This window comes from Thalassotalea coralli (assembly GCF_055786205.1).
The window spans coordinates 429,643-446,896 of sequence record NZ_JBVVBK010000003.1 but is presented as its reverse complement, the minus strand read 5'-3'; the positions used below and the strand labels follow the sequence as shown (position 1 = coordinate 446,896).

At 40.3% G+C, this 17,254-nt stretch carries 16 protein-coding genes and 1 riboswitch; of the genes, 8 read left to right on the top strand and 8 right to left on the bottom strand.

Annotated elements, in window-relative coordinates; all coding sequences use genetic code 11:
- The first annotated feature begins 20 nt into the window (after nt 1-20).
- Nucleotides 21-1,817, top strand: coding sequence for a DNA helicase RecQ (recQ, locus tag ACOB80_RS10200; protein ID WP_473165879.1), 1,797 nt, complete (start codon nt 21-23; stop codon nt 1,815-1,817).
- A 52-nt stretch (nt 1,818-1,869) separates the two neighbouring features.
- Here recQ and ACOB80_RS10195 read toward each other — a convergent pair whose 3' ends face one another.
- On the bottom strand, nt 1,870-2,169 hold the full coding sequence (locus tag ACOB80_RS10195) for a c-type cytochrome (RefSeq protein WP_473165713.1): 300 nt from the start codon (nt 2,167-2,169) through the stop codon (nt 1,870-1,872).
- A gap of 131 nt (nt 2,170-2,300) precedes the next feature.
- On the opposite strand from ACOB80_RS10195, the gene ACOB80_RS10190 reads away from it, so the two are divergent.
- Both ACOB80_RS10190 and ACOB80_RS10185 read left to right on the top strand, forming a co-directional pair.
- Nucleotides 2,301-2,615, top strand: coding sequence for a DUF3630 family protein (locus tag ACOB80_RS10190; protein WP_473165712.1), 315 nt, complete (start codon nt 2,301-2,303; stop codon nt 2,613-2,615).
- 4 nt (nt 2,616-2,619) lie between these two features.
- Complete coding sequence (locus ACOB80_RS10185; RefSeq protein WP_473165711.1) at nt 2,620-3,081, top strand: 2-thiouracil desulfurase family protein; 462 nt, start codon at nt 2,620-2,622, stop codon at nt 3,079-3,081.
- Between the two features lie 15 nt (nt 3,082-3,096).
- Here ACOB80_RS10185 and ACOB80_RS10180 read toward each other — a convergent pair whose 3' ends face one another.
- Nucleotides 3,097-4,107 carry a GGDEF domain-containing protein gene (locus ACOB80_RS10180; RefSeq protein ID WP_473165710.1) on the bottom strand — a complete coding sequence of 337 codons (1,011 nt, stop codon included), beginning with the start codon at nt 4,105-4,107 and terminating at the stop codon, nt 3,097-3,099.
- Between the two features lie 284 nt (nt 4,108-4,391).
- Nucleotides 4,392-4,474: riboswitch (cyclic di-GMP riboswitch) on the bottom strand.
- A 124-nt stretch (nt 4,475-4,598) separates the two neighbouring features.
- On the opposite strand from ACOB80_RS10180, the gene ACOB80_RS10175 reads away from it, so the two are divergent.
- Nucleotides 4,599-6,455, top strand: a complete 1,857-nt coding sequence (locus tag ACOB80_RS10175; RefSeq protein ID WP_473165709.1) for a tetratricopeptide repeat protein — start codon at nt 4,599-4,601, stop codon at nt 6,453-6,455.
- An 8-nt stretch (nt 6,456-6,463) separates the two neighbouring features.
- Nucleotides 6,464-6,955 carry a hypothetical protein gene (locus ACOB80_RS10170; RefSeq protein ID WP_473165708.1) on the top strand — a complete coding sequence of 164 codons (492 nt, stop codon included), beginning with the start codon at nt 6,464-6,466 and terminating at the stop codon, nt 6,953-6,955.
- A gap of 23 nt (nt 6,956-6,978) precedes the next feature.
- On the opposite strand, the gene rep is transcribed toward ACOB80_RS10170, so the two are convergent.
- Nucleotides 6,979-8,997, bottom strand: coding sequence for a DNA helicase Rep (rep, locus tag ACOB80_RS10165; protein ID WP_473165707.1), 2,019 nt, complete (start codon nt 8,995-8,997; stop codon nt 6,979-6,981).
- Nucleotides 8,998-9,120: 123 nt separating this feature from the next.
- Here rep and ubiK point away from each other — a divergent pair, with 123 nt between their 5' ends.
- On the top strand, nt 9,121-9,387 hold the full coding sequence (gene ubiK, locus ACOB80_RS10160; protein WP_473165706.1) for a ubiquinone biosynthesis accessory factor UbiK: 267 nt from the start codon (nt 9,121-9,123) through the stop codon (nt 9,385-9,387).
- Between the two features lie 58 nt (nt 9,388-9,445).
- On the opposite strand, the gene ACOB80_RS10155 is transcribed toward ubiK, so the two are convergent.
- The 4 genes from ACOB80_RS10155 to ACOB80_RS10140 all read right to left on the bottom strand — a co-directional run bounded on the left by ACOB80_RS10155 (nt 9,446) and on the right by ACOB80_RS10140 (nt 14,180).
- Nucleotides 9,446-10,837: a M1 family aminopeptidase gene (locus tag ACOB80_RS10155; protein ID WP_473165878.1), complete on the bottom strand. Its 1,392-nt coding sequence runs from the start codon at nt 10,835-10,837 to the stop codon at nt 9,446-9,448.
- Between the two features lie 8 nt (nt 10,838-10,845).
- Nucleotides 10,846-11,532, bottom strand: a complete 687-nt coding sequence (locus tag ACOB80_RS10150; RefSeq protein WP_473165705.1) for an alpha/beta hydrolase family protein — start codon at nt 11,530-11,532, stop codon at nt 10,846-10,848.
- 70 nt (nt 11,533-11,602) lie between these two features.
- Complete coding sequence (locus tag ACOB80_RS10145; RefSeq protein WP_473165704.1) at nt 11,603-13,456, bottom strand: sensor histidine kinase; 1,854 nt, start codon at nt 13,454-13,456, stop codon at nt 11,603-11,605.
- A 19-nt stretch (nt 13,457-13,475) separates the two neighbouring features.
- The gene (locus tag ACOB80_RS10140) at nt 13,476-14,180 is read right to left on the bottom strand and encodes a response regulator transcription factor (RefSeq protein ID WP_473165703.1); all 705 of its coding nucleotides are present in this window, start codon (nt 14,178-14,180) and stop codon (nt 13,476-13,478) included.
- 195 nt (nt 14,181-14,375) lie between these two features.
- Here ACOB80_RS10140 and ACOB80_RS10135 point away from each other — a divergent pair, with 195 nt between their 5' ends.
- Both ACOB80_RS10135 and ACOB80_RS10130 read left to right on the top strand, forming a co-directional pair.
- The gene (locus tag ACOB80_RS10135; protein WP_473165702.1) at nt 14,376-14,639 is read left to right on the top strand and encodes a hypothetical protein; all 264 of its coding nucleotides are present in this window, start codon (nt 14,376-14,378) and stop codon (nt 14,637-14,639) included.
- Nucleotides 14,640-14,641: 2 nt separating this feature from the next.
- Nucleotides 14,642-16,057, top strand: a complete 1,416-nt coding sequence (locus tag ACOB80_RS10130) for a serine hydrolase domain-containing protein (protein WP_473165701.1) — start codon at nt 14,642-14,644, stop codon at nt 16,055-16,057.
- A 123-nt stretch (nt 16,058-16,180) separates the two neighbouring features.
- Here the strand turns inward: ACOB80_RS10130 and ACOB80_RS10125 are convergent, their stop codons facing one another.
- Nucleotides 16,181-17,119, bottom strand: coding sequence for an SPFH domain-containing protein (locus ACOB80_RS10125; RefSeq protein WP_473165877.1), 939 nt, complete (start codon nt 17,117-17,119; stop codon nt 16,181-16,183).
- Between the last annotated feature and the right edge of the window lie 135 nt (nt 17,120-17,254).

Genomic DNA, 17,254 nt, shown 5'->3' with positions numbered 1-17,254 from the left:
CATTTGAGTTTGCTGTCATATTGTCTTCTTCTTCACCGCAACATCTATTAGCGCAATTAAATCAATACTTTGGCTACCAGTCCTTTAGAACTGGCCAAGAGAAGGTTATTGAAAGTGCATTAAATGGAAGAGATAGTTTAGTCTTGATGCCTACGGGTGGCGGTAAGTCTTTGTGTTATCAATTGCCCGCCGCTATTCTTGAAGGTATTACTATTGTTGTTTCACCGCTAATTGCTTTGATGAAAGATCAAGTGGATGGATTAACGCGGCAAGGTATCCCTGCGGCCTTTGTTAACTCGTCACTATCACAGCAGCAAATCCATGAAGTTTTTCAGCGATTAGCGAGTGGTAATATTAAACTTCTTTATGTTGCGCCAGAGCGTTTAACCAATCACTACTTTTTAGAGGGGCTTCGTGGGCTTGATATAAAGTTGTTTGCGATTGACGAAGCTCATTGTATATCTCAATGGGGTCACGATTTTAGACCTGCTTATACTCGACTCAATGTGATTAAACAGTACTTTCCTCATGTACCTGTTATGGCCTTAACCGCAACGGCTGATGTAACTACGCGACAAGATATGTTGCAGCAGCTTGCGCTAAATGACCCTTATATCCATTTAGACAGCTTCGATCGCCCGAATATTCGTTTAACTATGGCTGAAAAGTATCAGGGAACAGCACAGTTAGCGCGATACATTCAAAAACGTGGTACTGACAGTGGAATTGTTTATTGCAGCAGTCGCTGGCAAGTTGAAAAACTGAGTAAGTCGTTAGGTGAAAAAGGCATTAATTGTGCAGCGTATCACGCGGGCCTAGAGTTGGAGATCCGCAATCACGTACAAGAGAATTTTGCCAAAGATAACATTCAAGTTGTTGTTGCAACCGTTGCCTTTGGTCTAGGTATCAATAAGCTTAATGTACGATTTGTGGTGCACTATGAGCCTCCTAGAACGTTAGAATCCTATTATCAGGAAATTGGTCGAGCTGGGCGAGACGGTCTTGAGGCTGAGGCGCTATATCTACATGACGATAAAGACGTACAGCGTATACAAAAGCGAATTGAAGAAAACGAGAATGAACATAAACGAGAAGTTGAAAGTCAGCGTTTTCAATCGGTTGCCGATTTTATTGAAGCACAAACCTGTCGCCGTAAGCTTGTTTTAAATTATTTTGCTGAATTTACCGATAAGACTTGCGGCAACTGTGATATCTGCTTAGATCCTCCCAGTCAATTTGACGGTCTAAAAGTCGCTCAGATGGTGCTATCTTGCGTTTATCGTGTAGAACAAAATGCCCCTGCGCAATATGTTGTCGACGTACTTAGGGGGGTAAGTTCAGATAAAATAAAGCAACAAAAACATGATACGTTATCGACTTTCGCTTTAGGTAAAGATAAAACGCCAGGCTATTGGCACGATATCATTCGCCAGTTGGTGCATTTAGGCTATTTACAGCAAGATATTAGTCAAAAGAGTAATTTAAAGCTCACCCAAGCCGCGCATGCTGTTTTAACGGGTAAAAGCGAATTAATGCTAGCAACACCAAGGTTGCAAAAAGCCAGTTACTGGCGTCGAGACAAGTCAAGTGGTCAATATGATCGCGCATTGTTTAGTAAGCTAAGAGAATTAAGAAAACAAATCGCTGATCAAGAAGATATTCCACCTTATATTGTTTTTAATGATGCGACTTTATCTGAGCTAGCACGCTTTAAACCAACAACGGCTAGGGAAATGTTGAATATTAATGGGATAGGTGCAACCAAATTAGAGCGCTACGGAAAAGCTTTTATCGAGTTAATTGCCGAACAGCAATAGTGATACAAACAAAAAACGCTCCTACAGGAGCGTTTTTTAATAAGAGATGTGCTTATTTTAAGCCTGCATAGAATGCAGATAAATCAGCCATATCTTGCTCAGATAAAGGCATTGCCATACCTGACATTACTGGATCTTTACGAGCGCCAGATTTGAAGTCTTTTAATTGCTTAAGTAAGTAAGCTTCTTTTTGACCTGCAAGGTTTGGATACATTGGAATAGCTGAAACACCATTAGCACCGTGACATGCTGCACATGTCGCTGCTTTTGCTTTGCCCTTTTCTGCATCACCAGCAGCGAACGCTGACGAAGTCATTATCATAGCAGCAATGGCGAATGTAACTTTTTTCATATCGACATCTCTCTTAAAATAAATTGATTAATTAATATAGCCTGTAACGATTATATGCAAAAAGCTATAACCTGTCTGTTTTTTTTGTATTATATGTCTTAGAAATACGGTATTTATTGGGTCTAGATCAATTGAAGGTTAATTTTTCCATCGAAAGTCGTAGCATCGTAGAAGAAAACATTTTACTGATACACTCTAGAGAATGGTTTCAGGAAGATATACAAGCACTTGCTGACTATATTTTTACGACATTTCACGAGATTAACAAAGGTGAACATACCTTAGGCGCTGACCGAGAAAGTTATCAATGCAGTTGGCACAATGCTTATTTTACGTTGTCATTTGAGTATTATAGCCAATCGATATGGTTTAGTAGTACTGATCAACACGCACTCGAACAGTTACCTAAATTGAACCTCTACATTAGTGAAACGTTAGCGAAATAAAGTAATGAAAATCTTAGTTAGTGGCTGTTTACTCGGCGAAAAAGTACGTTACGATGGCGGTCATCAACAAATGATGGATACGACATTTGCGCTCTGGCGAAAACGAGATTGGTTAGTGTCTTTGTGCCCCGAAGTCGCTGGCGGGCTTGGCATTCCTAGACCACCTGCTGAACAACAAGCCGATGGGCGTATTATTACCATTTGTGGCGTTGATGTTACACGAGCATTTAATAAAGGTGCAGAGCAGGCTTTACGTATTTGCCAGAATTTAAATATTGAGTATGCTTTGCTCAAGGAGTCAAGCCCCTCATGTGGCAGTACCACTATTTACAATGGTGACTTTGCTGGCGTGAAAATCGCCGGAATGGGAGTAACAGCGCAATTGCTTAGTGAACACGGCATAAAGGTTTTTTCAGAAAAGACATTTGCTGAGTTGGTAAAAGCAGTAGAACAAAAAGGCCATTAAGCCGTTGTGGGTTGTTTAGTTGGCGACAGCCACTTGGTTCTGACTATCACGCTGTAAATCAGTAACCATGGTGCGCGTATAGTTAATTACTGCATCCACATTTTGTGCAAGCGTAAAGTCGTTTACACCTAATGAAATGGTCATTTTGGGTAAGCGAACGCCTGATTTACTTGAAACAAAACGAAGCTTCTCAACACCTTGTCGAATTTTTTCTGCGATTTCAACAGCAACGCCGCGTTCTACTTCAGGTAGCAATATCAAAAATTCGTCATGACTTGATCTAACAGGTAAGCCACTGCCATCAACATAGCTACCCACTTTATTGGCGATTTTGCTCAATAATACGTCACCAAGAAGCTGACCGAATTTTTCCGTAACTATTGGCATTTGGTCAACGGTCGCGACAATCGCCGAGATTTGTTTGTTTGGATCGTCTTTTGTCCACGCATCTAAATGTTTGTTGAGTGCCTTGCGATTATAAAGACCTGTTAGTGGATCTAGGTAAATCTCATTTTGAACTTTAGTCAGCTCTTCTTGTAGCGCCTTTGATTGCTTTTGCGTCACTGCAAGTTGCTTTGCAAGCTGTTTTTGTTTTTGCTTAAAAGAACGAGAAGCTTTTTCTATCTGATCTACGGCATTACTGACACGAGCTTTATCTTCAGATCTAAGAGCACTTAAATTCGAGTCTATCTTATTGACTAAGCCGTCCGCATAATTCGCTGATTGCTTACCATGATGTTGAGAGTGCTCTAGGACTTTATCAAGGTCCGACACCAGCTCGTCACGAAAACTACTCTGATTTAATACATAAAGTTGGTATAGCTCGGTAAAAAAGAAGCTATCAAGTTTTCTGCCGAGAGAGAGTTGTTGTTTTATTTGAGCGATAAGCTGGATGTTTTTACCGACAGCATATTCATAGCTTACGGCGAAGTTTATTGGAGAAGCAGGGAGGTGCCAAACTTGCAATTGCTGTAATGCAATTGCCGATAGTTTTTCGGCTTTGTCGATGGAATCATGATACTTCACAATGTCCAATTCCCCTTAATACAGAACGACTTCATTATTTTTATTTTCAATCTATTCTCTAGCAAAATTAAGTAAAGCGCTAGAAAAATTACAGATTAATTGTAACTAATTAGTATTCCTCGATCTTTTTTTTGATATGAATAGAAAATGTGCCATAACGGCGGGTTTCTATGGGATATTTATTTATAAGATTAACGAGGACAAGGGAAGCACGCAAAGTTACTGCTAAAAACCATACTACAACAGCGGAGCGCCTCAGAAGACAAGCCCCCACTATGTCTAAATTCGGTAGTCCCGCTGCCATAGGTCGCCCCTTAGACCGGAAACTTTGCGTCCCTGATTTTCATCAGGTTTGCCCTTATCGAGCTTTAGAAGCTCAAATTCATTATAAGCAGATAAAGTAACTTGTAAACCATAAAATTTCTTTATATGGTAAGTTTTCGTGAATATGTTATGCCTTTTTCAGTTCTTACCAAGGAAGTAAAACCTCAATGATGCGCCATATACTATTGATATTTCTATTTTTATTTCTTGTGTCTTACAAGAGTGTGGCGGAAATTCCTGATGTACAAAAAATTAAACAATTAATTGGTCAAATTGAAGCTTTGTACACGATGGACCCTGAAACCTTAGAAAATATTGAGGTAGTAGATACTGCACAGCAGGTTGTTGCCCATCGAGAATTTTTTAGCGCGGATGTTTTAGCGAAGATGTTCACATTGTTATCTGATGCTGCCGCTAACAAAGGCGAGCTTACTCAAGCGATGCAGTTTTCCCAGGATGGACTTGCCCTTATCAATATAGAAAGCGACATTAAATTGCGCTTAATGTTGCAGGCAGCCGCTGGTTTTTATTATCAGGGAAAATTCCAACTAGCTCTAGAAACTGCACAACAAGCAGTGGAGATCGCCGGAAAAAGTGAATCGGCAGTGTTGCTAATAAAGTCGTTAGGTTATCGCGCCATGGCGAGCAGCTTAACTGGTCAACACCAAGAAGCGATGGCTGATATTGATAAAGTTGAAGCGTTATTAAGGGAAACGCGAGAGTTTTCAGATCATATCCAACTGATAAATGTACTTGCCAGTGCTCGATATTATATCGGCGACAATGCTACTGCCGTCGATTTATACACGAAAGTACTTAAACTTAGGTTTGAACTTGCTAGGTTAAGCAATCTAGACCAAACCTACTATCATTTAGCCCGTTCGTATTTGGAGCTTGAACAGCTCGATGATGCCTATAGCGCCTTTTTAGAAGCGTTAAACTACGCGGAACAAAAGCATGCGAGTATTCCTATCGCTTATGCTCAGTCTGGCTTAGGAAAAGTTCTGTTTAAAAAAGGCAAATATCAACAAGCAAAGTCCTTTTTTCAGCAAGCAGAAAGAACACTAAGCCAGCACAATTTAGCGCAGCCCTATTTGATGAGTATTGTAGATCTCGCCAAAGTTCACCATGAACTAGGAGATAAAGATGGAGCTTACAATTATTTAGCGCAAGCGGAAGAACAATTGGAAATGACAGAGCTAAGTAAACAACACCTAGATTTGCTGTTTTTGTTAGCTCAAAAGTATCAAGAGCAAAACAAACTTGAGCTTGCGTTACATTATTATCTTAATTTTATACAGTTAAATCAGAAGTATGATTTTCAGCCAGCAAAGTCAGAATCATTGTCATTTGTCGAAGGCTCTAGAAAAAAGGGACGAGATTTTTCTCTGCAGTTAGCGAGCCAGTCAACACTTGATCATCAATATCAATTGAAATTTGTTCAGCAAAGTAAAATCATAACGGTTCTTGTTACTCTGCTGCTATTGACCGTGGCTTTATGTGGTTGGTTAGGGTTTCGACTTCGAGCTCAGAGATTGAATGGGGTTTATGATGAAATTGAACCTCCAGCAAACATATTGGCAAGCGCTACACAGACAAAACGTATTTATCAAAGACAATTCAAAATGGCTCGCCACTATGAATACCCATTGGCGGTTGGATATTTTGCCATAGAAAATTGGCATGAACTTTCTTTTCAATTTAGTAAGAAAGTAGTGAATGAAGTGCAGTCAGTAATCGCGACATTAATCAACAGCCAATTTGATGAATATGTACAAGCAGGGATCATTAACGATGGCGAATATTTGTTATTAGCACCTCATCAGTCTCCTGCGCGTTTAGAACAAAGCTGTGAGCAAATTGCGCAGGCTATTAAGGTGCAATTTTTCGCAAATTTGGGTGAGTTTTCGTTAAAAGTCAGTTACGATTGCCAAGCACCAACAGTGCAAGATATTGACCCATACATATTCTTGTCTAGATTAAGCGAATCCACTCGCGGTGAAAAAAGTAGTAGTCAGTTATAGGTATATTCATGATTTTTTCTTTAGTCATTATTGTTCTTTTTGTTGTAGTAAGTATTTACTTTTACTTCAAAGCGGAAAATATGCACCAACAAGTGATTAAACTCACCCGTGAATTAAGACAAGCTAAAGAAGAGAATAAGCTTTTAGCCGACGCCATTAACACTACATCAAATAGACAAGAAGAGTATTTAAGAAATCGCTTTAAGTTAGTAAGAGAGAGACATGGTCAGACTGGACCTGTTGAGCTTTTTACGCCATTTGTCAGTAATTACGGCACGATTTATCGTGAAACTGTTAAAGGGCAAGGTCAACTACACAAAATAACTCAGCAAATATTTGAAGGCTATCACAAGGGTAGCTACCGTAAATTTACGGGTTATGTTGGCAGCCTTGATGCGCAAATTAAACGCGCATGGAGTGCTAATAACCTAAATGGCTTATTAGCGTTTACTGATGCAGTTTTTTATCACTTAGAACAACTTGAAGCACAAGCAAGCTAGCATGAGATCATGCTAGCAATAACTTAGTCCTTTTTCTTAAGCAAATCTCGTAGACTAGCAACGCCTTGCTTAGCTGTGGCTTGTTTTTGTTCTTGCGTTTTTGTGGCGCCTTTACTTTCCCAGTTCAAATCATCTTGCGGTAATTCGTGTAAAAATCGGCTGGTTTCGGTCCGCGCAATTTCACCGAACTGGCGACGCTCTCTCGCATAGGTAAAAGTGAGTTCCCTTTGAGCACGTGTTACACCTACGTAAGCTAATCGTCTTTCTTCTTCGACATTACCTTCATCTATACTGGTTTGATGAGGCAATAAGCCCTCTTCCATGCCTATAAGGTAAACGTATGGAAACTCGAGGCCTTTTGATGCATGTAGCGTCATTAACTGCACTTGGTCAGCAAATTCTTCTTCTTCGCCACGCTCCATCATATCTCTAAGGGTCAGTCGGGTAACCACTTGTGGTAGCGTCATTGGCTCTTCATCGTCAGAGCCTTCTAGCATTTGCGTTACCCAACTAAATAACTCTGTGACGTTTTTCATACGCATTTCTGCTGCTTTGGCGCTAGCAGAGGTATCGTATAGCCAATCTTCGTAGTTAATTTCTCGGATCATCGAGCGCAGCACCGCCGCAGTATCACCGCGTTCTGCATTGTCGCCTGTTTCTACAAGCCAGCGAGTAAAGGCTTGCATTTTCTCTAATCCCCGACCTTTTAAATGTTCTTCAAGGCCATACTCGAAGCTGGCGGCAAACATACTAATTTGACGCTTGTTGGCATAGGTACCTAGCTTTTCCAATGTCGCAGGGCCCAGCTCCCTTTTCGGGACATTGACAATGCGTAAAAAGGCATTGTCATCGTCTGGGTTCACCAAAATACGCAAATAAGCCATAACGTCTTTGATTTCTGCGCGTGAAAAGAATGACGTGCCACCACTAATTTTGTATGGAATACGGTTAGTCATTAAGGCCTTTTCGAGTAAGCGAGACTGGTGGTTACCTCGGTATAAAATGGCGTAATCTTTGTAGTGACTGCGATTTAAGAAGCGATGACCAATTAAGTCACCCACGACTCGCTCTACTTCATGTTCTTCGTTTTTACTTTGAATCACTCTAAGCTCTACGCCGTAATCTAGTTCACTAAACAGTGACTTATCATAAACATGCGGGTTATTGGCAATGAGTATATTGGCGCATTTTAATATTCGGCCACTGGAGCGATAATTTTGTTCAAGTTTGATCAGCTTTAGCGTTGGGTAATCTTCACCTAGTAATACTAAGTTCTGTGGCTTCGCACCTCGCCAAGAATAGATAGATTGGTCATCATCACCAACCACAGTGAGTCTGCCACGACCTGCAGTTAGAAGTTTTACTAACTCGTATTGACTGGTGTTGGTGTCTTGATATTCATCTACTAACATGTAGCGAATCTTATTGCGCCAGCGATCTCTAACTTCTTCGTAATTCTTTAACAACAAGGTTGGGATTAGAATTAGATCATCAAAATCAAGAGCATTGAAAGCTTTCATGTGCTGATGATAGCGCTGATAGAACTCGGCATAGAGCTTAGTATCTGCATCTACCGCTTGCTTTAATGCGCCATCAGGTAATAACAAATCATTTTTCCAGTTGGAAATCATGGTTTGTAATTTATTCAGCAAATCTTTATCGCCATCGAGTTCTTCTTGGGTGAGCTCTTTTAACAATGATAACGTATCTTGGTCATCGAACAGAGTAAAACCCGGTTTATAGCCAAGGGTTTTTAGTTCTCTACGCACTATTTCCAGGCCTAGCGAGTGGAAGGTACACACAGTTAACCCGCGAGTTAAGTCGCGGCCAAGCATTTTGGTAACACGCTCTTTCATTTCGCGTGCGGCCTTATTGGTGAAGGTTACCGCTGCAATATTACGTGCGCTGTAGTCACATTTTTGGATGAGGTAAGCAATTTTTTGACAAATAACCCCAGTTTTTCCGCTACCCGCGCCGGCTAATACTAAGCAGGGGCCGCTAACGTATTTAACTGCTTCTTCTTGTCTGGGATTGAGTCTCATAAATACCGCGTTTTCTTTAAACTGATGACTTTAAATAAAGGTGGCGATTTTAGCGTGTTTTTAACGTTGGCAAAACTGCTAAATAGATTACAATAGCAATATACAACCTCAATAGGTGAAAACATGATCAACGCGAAAAAAATTGAAGATATTGCAAAGCAAGTTACTGATGCGATTCCTCCAGGGTTAAAGAATTTAGCTAACGACTTTGAAGATAAAACCAAAACGGTAATTCAGCGTAAATTATCTGAGTTGGACGTGGTCTCTCGAGAAGAGTTTGATGTGCAAACACAAGTGTTGTTAAAGACACGCGAAAAGCTAGTGGAATTAGAAGCAAAAGTAGCGCAATTAGAAGCAAAAATATCGTCTGACGACACTACTGACGCTTAATACTTCATCTAAAGTCAATATGAACAAAAAACCCGAGTCATGCTCGGGTTTTTTACTTTTAGTCATTCAATAGTGATTGCTTTTTAACTTTTTTATCTCTGGCCGTAAAAGTAATTTGTGGGATTTCGTTGCCGTACACCCACTTATCAAAAAACTCCGTTAGATCTTGAGCTGATACTTGCTCGAACACTTTTTTCAAATCCTGAGTGGAGACTGATTTACCTTGGTACTGAACCGAGTACTGCTTAAGCGCTTGCCAAAATAATGTGTCGCCCAGTTGCTCTCTTAATAAATAAAACATTAGCGCACCTTTGCTGTAAGCCATGGTGCGGTTGATATCTTTTTCAGCAATTACGCTTTTAAAGGCAACGGGCGCTACGCGATCTTGTTGTACTGCTTTTTTGACACGATTTAGCGCCACTTCAAGCTCGTTATGATAAGCATCGTCACCAAACAAATGCTGTTTATAAGCAGCAACGATGAAAACTACTAAGCCTTCGTTTAGCCAAAAATGTGAAAAATTGCTGCTTGTTACGCTGTTTCCCCACCATTCGTGAGCGAGTTCATGGGTGATAAACCAATTTTCATACTTGTTTTTTAATAAGGTATGAACAAACTTTTCGCCAACTAGACTAAAATTCGATGCTTCTTGTGCCATAGACCCTTCAACAACCACAAAGCGATAACGGTTTTCTAATCTAAATCCCGATTTTTCTTGTAAAAATGCGTTTATGTCGGCGGTATTAGCAAAGGCTCTGCGAATGTGGTTTTCCGTCAGTGCTTCATTATCGCGATAGAGGACAGATATTTGAGATTCAGGAGTATCAAACGTTACTTCTTGGAAAGGACCTAGGGCAAAGCCAAACGTATAAGTGGGCATTGGCGTTTTTTGTTGCCACTGTGAAACTGTTCTATTTTTGCTGATAGATTGCTGAGAGAGTAGATGGCCATTACCTACCGATGTCATATTTGACGGGTGAGTGAGTGTTAGCTCGAAGCTTGCCTTGTCTGAAATGTCTTTATGGGCGACTAACCAATAGTTGGTGTGGTACACGGTAAACATGTGATCAGCATAGAACTTTGCCCCTTTTTTTGGGCTGGCTTGATAACTAACGTTTAAGTTATAGCGTTTCCCTACTGCTAAAGGCTGAGCAAAGGAAATGGTAAATGTGTCTTGTTCGATAGTAAAATTAACTGGAGAGCCGTTTAGTGACGCCGCAGATATCGTTTTGTATTTTGCTGAAAATGAAAGTTTAGACAATGGCTGGTGCTGCGGTGAAAAGCTGATGCTAACGTCACCACTTATTGTCTTATTGGCAAGGTTGGGCTCTAATTGAGCATGGTAGTGGATAAAGTCTACGTTTGAAGTATAAATAGTGTCAGCCGAATATACTTTCGCGCAAAAACTACTTAGAAAAAGACTTACTAATAGTACTCTAATGAACATCATCACAGTTACTACCTTTGTTCAACGTCTGTTAACCAGCTTTTTAATGGCTTTACCCATACATCGATTGGCTGATAAAACGCGCCATGATCTTTTCCTGTCGTAATACTAATTTCTTGAAAGGACGTCACTGTTTTGTCATTTTTTTGAGTCAAATCTCCACAAGAGCCAACGGAGTCTGTTGTTTCAAAGATTGAATAGATGTGTCCGTAAATTGAGATGCCTTTGCGTGACGATAAATTGCTTGTGCAGGCGGCGATAATAACAAAGTTAAGAGCAGAATTTTTTAACTCATTGGAAGCAAGCACGGTAATAAATCCACCGCGAGAAAATCCAATTAAGGAAATGTTACGAGCAGGCACGCCTCTGTCTATTAAATATGTGACCTGTCCACTAAGCTGCTTAGCGTATTCGAGAGGGTTGGTATTTTTCGGGCGATGATAGGCGATAAGATTATACTTGGGATCTGAGAGTGCTTTTACGACCGCAGGGAAATCATAAACCCCCCAACTTGTGTGTTCAGGTCTTGGGTTGTCACCTTCAACAATAAGGCCGTGCGAATAAAAGACGAATTTTTCGGCTGGGTTAATATGTTCAGGTAGTTCAGTATAAACCTTTGCAGACTGACTCTTTTCAAACGCCTTATTTGAAAAGCTAATGATTAACAGACTTAACAATATAAATAGATGTTTACTCATGTTTGTTTATAAATCCTTTTCGGTATTCAATTTTTACTAAGCGCTTTTAAAAAGTAGTGATAGTAGCGCATCAATCATTAGGCTGTGAAGGTAGATGAACAACAAACTCAGTGCCGATCTCACAGCTAACGACACTAATTTCGCCACCCATATGTTTAACCAGTTCTTTTACCAAGGTTAATCCTAACCCTGTGCCCTTGGATGTTCTGGTGAGTTCATTGCCTACTCGGTAAAATAGATCAAAAATCCTGGAGAGCTCTTGCGATGCTATGCCGATGCCATAATCTCTTACTTTTATGGCAACTTCCTGACTCGAACAATCAATAATTGATATATCTACTTGGCGCTTTTCCTGTTTAGCAGAATATTTAATAGCATTATCAACTAGGTTTATTATGACTTGCGTAAGGGCATCTTTATCGATATTGAGAAGTCGATTATCTAGGCTAGTGTCGAGGTGTAAGTTCAAGGCAAAATCACTTTGCTTGAACAGAGCTTCCGTCTTAGCGTGAATAAAGTCGGGTAATTCGTTTATTGGAAATGGTTGTAAATTGATATTCACCTGATTACGACTAATATTGGCTGCTTGCAGGACGTTATCAATTAATCGCGTTAAACGATCGGTTTCTTCATTAATGTATTGATAATATTGCGACTGTTTGTCGTCATCTAGCCAACCTTGTTGCAACACTTCACTGTACATTTTAATGGAAGTCAGTGGCGTTTTAAGTTCATGGCTAACGGCTGAAATAAACCCCTGTTGTCTTTCCATTAGTTGCAATTGTTTTACCACTAATTGGTAGAATGCGAATAAACCTAGCGAAATGGCGATGAGTAGCATAACCGATAAGAAGGTGATAAAACGACGGCCTTCTTGCTTGGGAAGATCTTGATAACTAAAAATCAGTATTATCTTATCGAGTGGTGACGATAGCCGATATGTGCCAAGTACTTTGTCATAATACCCTTGTGAAGTTTTTGGGGTATCAATGAGCAAAGTGTCTTGATGATAGGCCGCTAGCTGCGCAAAATTTGCTATGGAAGAGCGCTCAAAACGCTTGGTAATAATGTCGTTCAAAAATAGCACTGGATCAAGGACGCCTCCTTGTATAATACGAGCGCCATTTTGCCAAACTTGGCGATAAAACAAAAAATGTCCACTAGGCAGCATCGTCACTTGGTATGCTTGTGGTTCTTTAGATGCAAAGTCAGTAAATTGAACATTGTTCACCTTACTTTGGTTGATGGCATTGTCTTCTGAACGAGCGGGCAAACGAGGCCTAGGGGCTTTAGGGGCTTTGAAGGTAGCAACTAGTTGTTGATGTGCTTTTGAGGTATTTTTACTGGTGGCGTTAGGTACTTTAGATATCTCTGACGTTTGCTTCGCATTTCGCTCTAATTGCCCCTGAAAAGCAAGCAATTGAGTAGCGCTGTAGTGATCAATTAAGTCATTTCTTTTAAGTAAATTGAATAGGTTTTCGATTCGCTTTACTTTGGCGGCGATATCCGCTTCAGATAAACCATAAGACAACGCTTGTTCTTTTGAGTTGGGCAGTAAAGGAGAGCTAAATTCACTGTTACCACTGATCTGAAAATAACCCAGTAATCCAGGCAAATTTTCTTCTCTTGGTGAACCGCTTGAGTACCCTAAACGGGTATGCACATGATCAAATAAATAGAAGGTTTCGAGCAGTGTTTTTTCTATATCTTGGTGTAGCTCAGCGGTTGCTGATCTGTATTGATTAAGCGCATCATCTTGCATGTTTCTCAGCGCATTATGGCTGATAAGAACAAGAGGAATGGCGATAATCAGAAAAAATGCGATTAGCAGGGCACGCAGGCGGGGACGGGTAAGCTTATTGCCGGATAAACCTTTGGTGGATATTGCAGCGCGTTGCTTTGGGTTGAGAATATTTTTCGTCATGTTTGCGGCTTGGTGTCGATTAGTTGCTGGCGTGAAGTTTGTAACCTGCACCGCGGACTGTTACGAGGAATGTTGGAGCTTTTGGATCTACTTCGATTTTACGTCGTATTCTGGCAATATGAATATCGACGGTGCGTGTTTCTATTTGTAAGTCCTCTGAATACCCCCAAACAACTGATAGCAACTCTTCTCTTGAAACGGGTCTGTGTTTGTTTTCATACAAGTAAGCGATAACTTCGACTTCACGTTTAGTAAAGGTTTGTACTCCGTGACTTGTCTCAGCGCTCAAGTTTACGAGGTCAACAGAATATTCATCGTTTAATTTGATAACTTGCGTTTGACTTGTTTCAGGCATCGTTCGTTTGAGAACCGCTTTAATGCGCAAAATCAGCTGGGTAATTGAAAAGGGTTTAGCGACATAATCATCGGCACCTAACTGCAGCCCTGTGATGATATCTTCATCGGAGGACTTTGCTGTTAGCATGATGATGGCTTGTGATTTATCAGTTTCTCTAATTTTTCCACAAATATCGAAACCATTGATGCCTGGTAACATAACATCAAGGAGTATCAAATCGTATTGACCTGAAAGCGCCTTCTGTAAGCCCGTTTCGCCTTCATCGGCATAATCTACTTGAAAACCGTGATAAATAAGCACGTCAATCAAACCAACACGAATGGCTTCTTCATCTTCGACAATAAGAATTGAGGGGACTTTATTCATACGGCGCTGTTAGCTTCCAAGCTGTGTGTCTTAATTTACTCACTATAACCTTATTTAAATTTCTGTTAGGTAACAAGTTTGTAAACTCTGAGTGGGCAAAAGTTTACAAAACCTTGCCTAATTGTTCAGACAAGCAGGCGCTAAGCTAAACAAACTGTTTAAACATTACTACTAAATATGAATAAGAGGTTTGTTATGAAAGAAGCGTCATCATTAAAACGTTTATTGTCGGTATGGATAATTATTTTCCCCGCTACTCTATGTAGCATTGCCAACGCAGATTCCCTCGCGCATTTATCCGACAATTTGCCTGCTAAAGAGCTAGTACAGAAAAAAATTGTTAAGTCCCTTAAAGTCGCAGAACAAGTGAAAACAGCACGTCCTGATAGGAAAGAAAAAGTCACACTTCCTAATAAGCCTTCTATTTCTGTCGCATTAGCTCAACAAGAAGGAGCTTAGTGATGAAGTACCTTTATTGGACGATTTGTTTACTTACGTTTTGTTGTTCACCGTGGGCAAGCGAAAGTGACTCGTTAGATCCTGATGTAAAAAACATTATTGATGTTTGGTTAGAAGCACAACTTGATTATGAAAAGATTCCCTATCTTTCTGCTAGTTACACAAACGACCAAGCTATTATGTGGCATGGAATTTATGGTCATATAGATCAAGAACAGATGATTGCGGCAACAGAAAAAACGAATGCGAGTATCTGTTCTACGACCAAAGTATTTACTGCTACAGCGGTGATGAAACTCATTGATCAAGGCAAGCTGAGTTTGGACGACAAACTATCTGATATTTTGCCAACATTTTCTATTCAAGGAAAAAGCATTGCTGATATTACCGTAAGAACGCTGTTAACCCATACCTCCGGATTGCCGAGAGATACAGAACACGCCTATTGGAGTGGGCCTAGCCATGATTTCCCAGCAAAAGAAGATTTCTATCAAAGTGTCGCAGGGCAGACGCGCCTGGGGGGGATAGATACTAAGGTTCAATACAGTAATATTGGCTATGCGTTGTTAGGCTTGATAATAGAAGAAGTCGCTAAAACTTCTTACAAACAATATATTGAAGATGAAATATTCACACCATTGGCAATGAATAACTCAGTGGTGGAAATGCCTAGGTCTCAGTACGGGACGACCCATGCTATTGGTTATTCAGCGCAAAAGCGTGATGGTAATAGAACTCCTGCTAGCTTTTATCAAACGCGAGTTATGCAGCCTGCAGCAGGGATCTCTAGCAACGCATTTGATTTAGCAAAATATGCAACCTGGCACTTTCGGGCATCTGAAAGTAAGTTAACCGATGTTATTAGCGCATCGACACTCAATAAAATGTATCAACTTGGCCACCATGAACTTGTCACTAATCGCGGTATTGGTTTTATGATTAACAAAGATAAGCAAGGTGATACGTGGGCAATGCACGGCGGCATATGTCCGGGTTATACGTCTTTCATGTCAATGAACGTTTCGAAAAAAGAAGCGTATTCATTTGTTGTATCAGCAAATAAAGTGAGAGCTATCGCATATATAAATAACCTAAAAGCAATTATCTCGCGCGCTAAAGCAATTGAGGAAGACCCAGCCGTAGATGTTGACTTAATGCAATATCAAGGTTTTTATGATTTACATCCATGGAACAGTGAGTACTACATTGGCAAATGGGGTAGTGGACTGGTGTTATTGTATTTACCTGTGGATTCGATTAAGTACGCGATGCATCAATATCGCAACACAGGTGTAGATACTTTTCAGCGTATTGAAAATGGTGTTTTGACCAATGAAACTATCGTGTTTCAACGAGATGAAAACGGTAAGATAGTTGCAGTTAACAACGAAGGTGGGCTTCACCTTAAGAAGAGCTAAGGGACGTTGTCGATTAAAGGATAAAAAAATGCCCGATTGAGAAGTCGGGCAAGGGTGGCATAACTGATGGGGAGGTTATGCCTTGGTTGGAAACCAAACTTGTTTAGAACCTATGAATATTGGTTATTTTTCTTTCATGTTCCATAAAATGCCTTGGTCGCTTCCCATAACGGTAGTTGGCATTTTGCCATCCCACTGCTGAGCTTTTACGTATTCAACTAGCACCTTACTTTCTTGAATAGCCTGAGCTTTACTCTTCATCGCTTCTGCTTCGGCTAAACCTTTTAAACGTATTGCTTCTGCTTCTGCTCTTGCTTCTGTTAGTGTCGCGTAGGCTGAACCATCTGCACGGGCTTTTTCAGCGTCACGTTGGGCTTCTGCTGTGTTAACTTCACGTTGTGCTTCTAGCTTTTGACGCTCTAATCTATGCTCTTCAGCAGCGGCTAAATTCTTTTCTGTCTGTTTTGTTTCGATACTTTGTAAGTACTTAGGCGGCAACACTAAATTTTCTATTTGAACACTGTCTAGCTTCACTGGAAACTCTGTCATTTCAGCCAGAAGTGTTTCTTCAATTTTTTGAATCACTTGACCACGGTTTTGTACGATTTGTTCTGCTTTAAAGCGCGCTAAGGCGTCTTTTGTCGCAGAGCGCAATCTAGGGTCCAAAATACGGTTTTCAAATTGATCTAAGCCACCGTAGTTTTTGTAAAGGTTGAACGCATCTGAGCGAATAACGGTCCAGTTCACTGATACATCAGCATTTACTGGCATTTGCTCGAAGGTAGAGGCTTTTAATGATTCAGCATTTTTACGTGTACGAATTTCCAATTCTTCAACGCTATCTGCTAAAGGAACTTTTGTGTGTAAGCCTGGATTAACTTGTGTTGTTGCTTCACCGAAACGTTTGACAATGCCTACATGGCCTTCGTCTATGGTGTAAAAAGTATTCCATAGTGTAATAGCGACAACAGCACCGATACCAACTTTGGTAAATAGCTTTCCTATCGTCTTGCTGTCTAACTCAGGGGTTTCATTTGACGTGCTTAATCCGTTCTTGATCATATTCTCTCCGTCACTGGCTTTATCATTATTGTAAGACATAATATGTCACTGTTTGACATTTTATGTCAATAACTAATTTTCATTAGATATAAAAAAAGCCGCTATTGATAAGCGGCTCTTCATCCTGTTATTGGT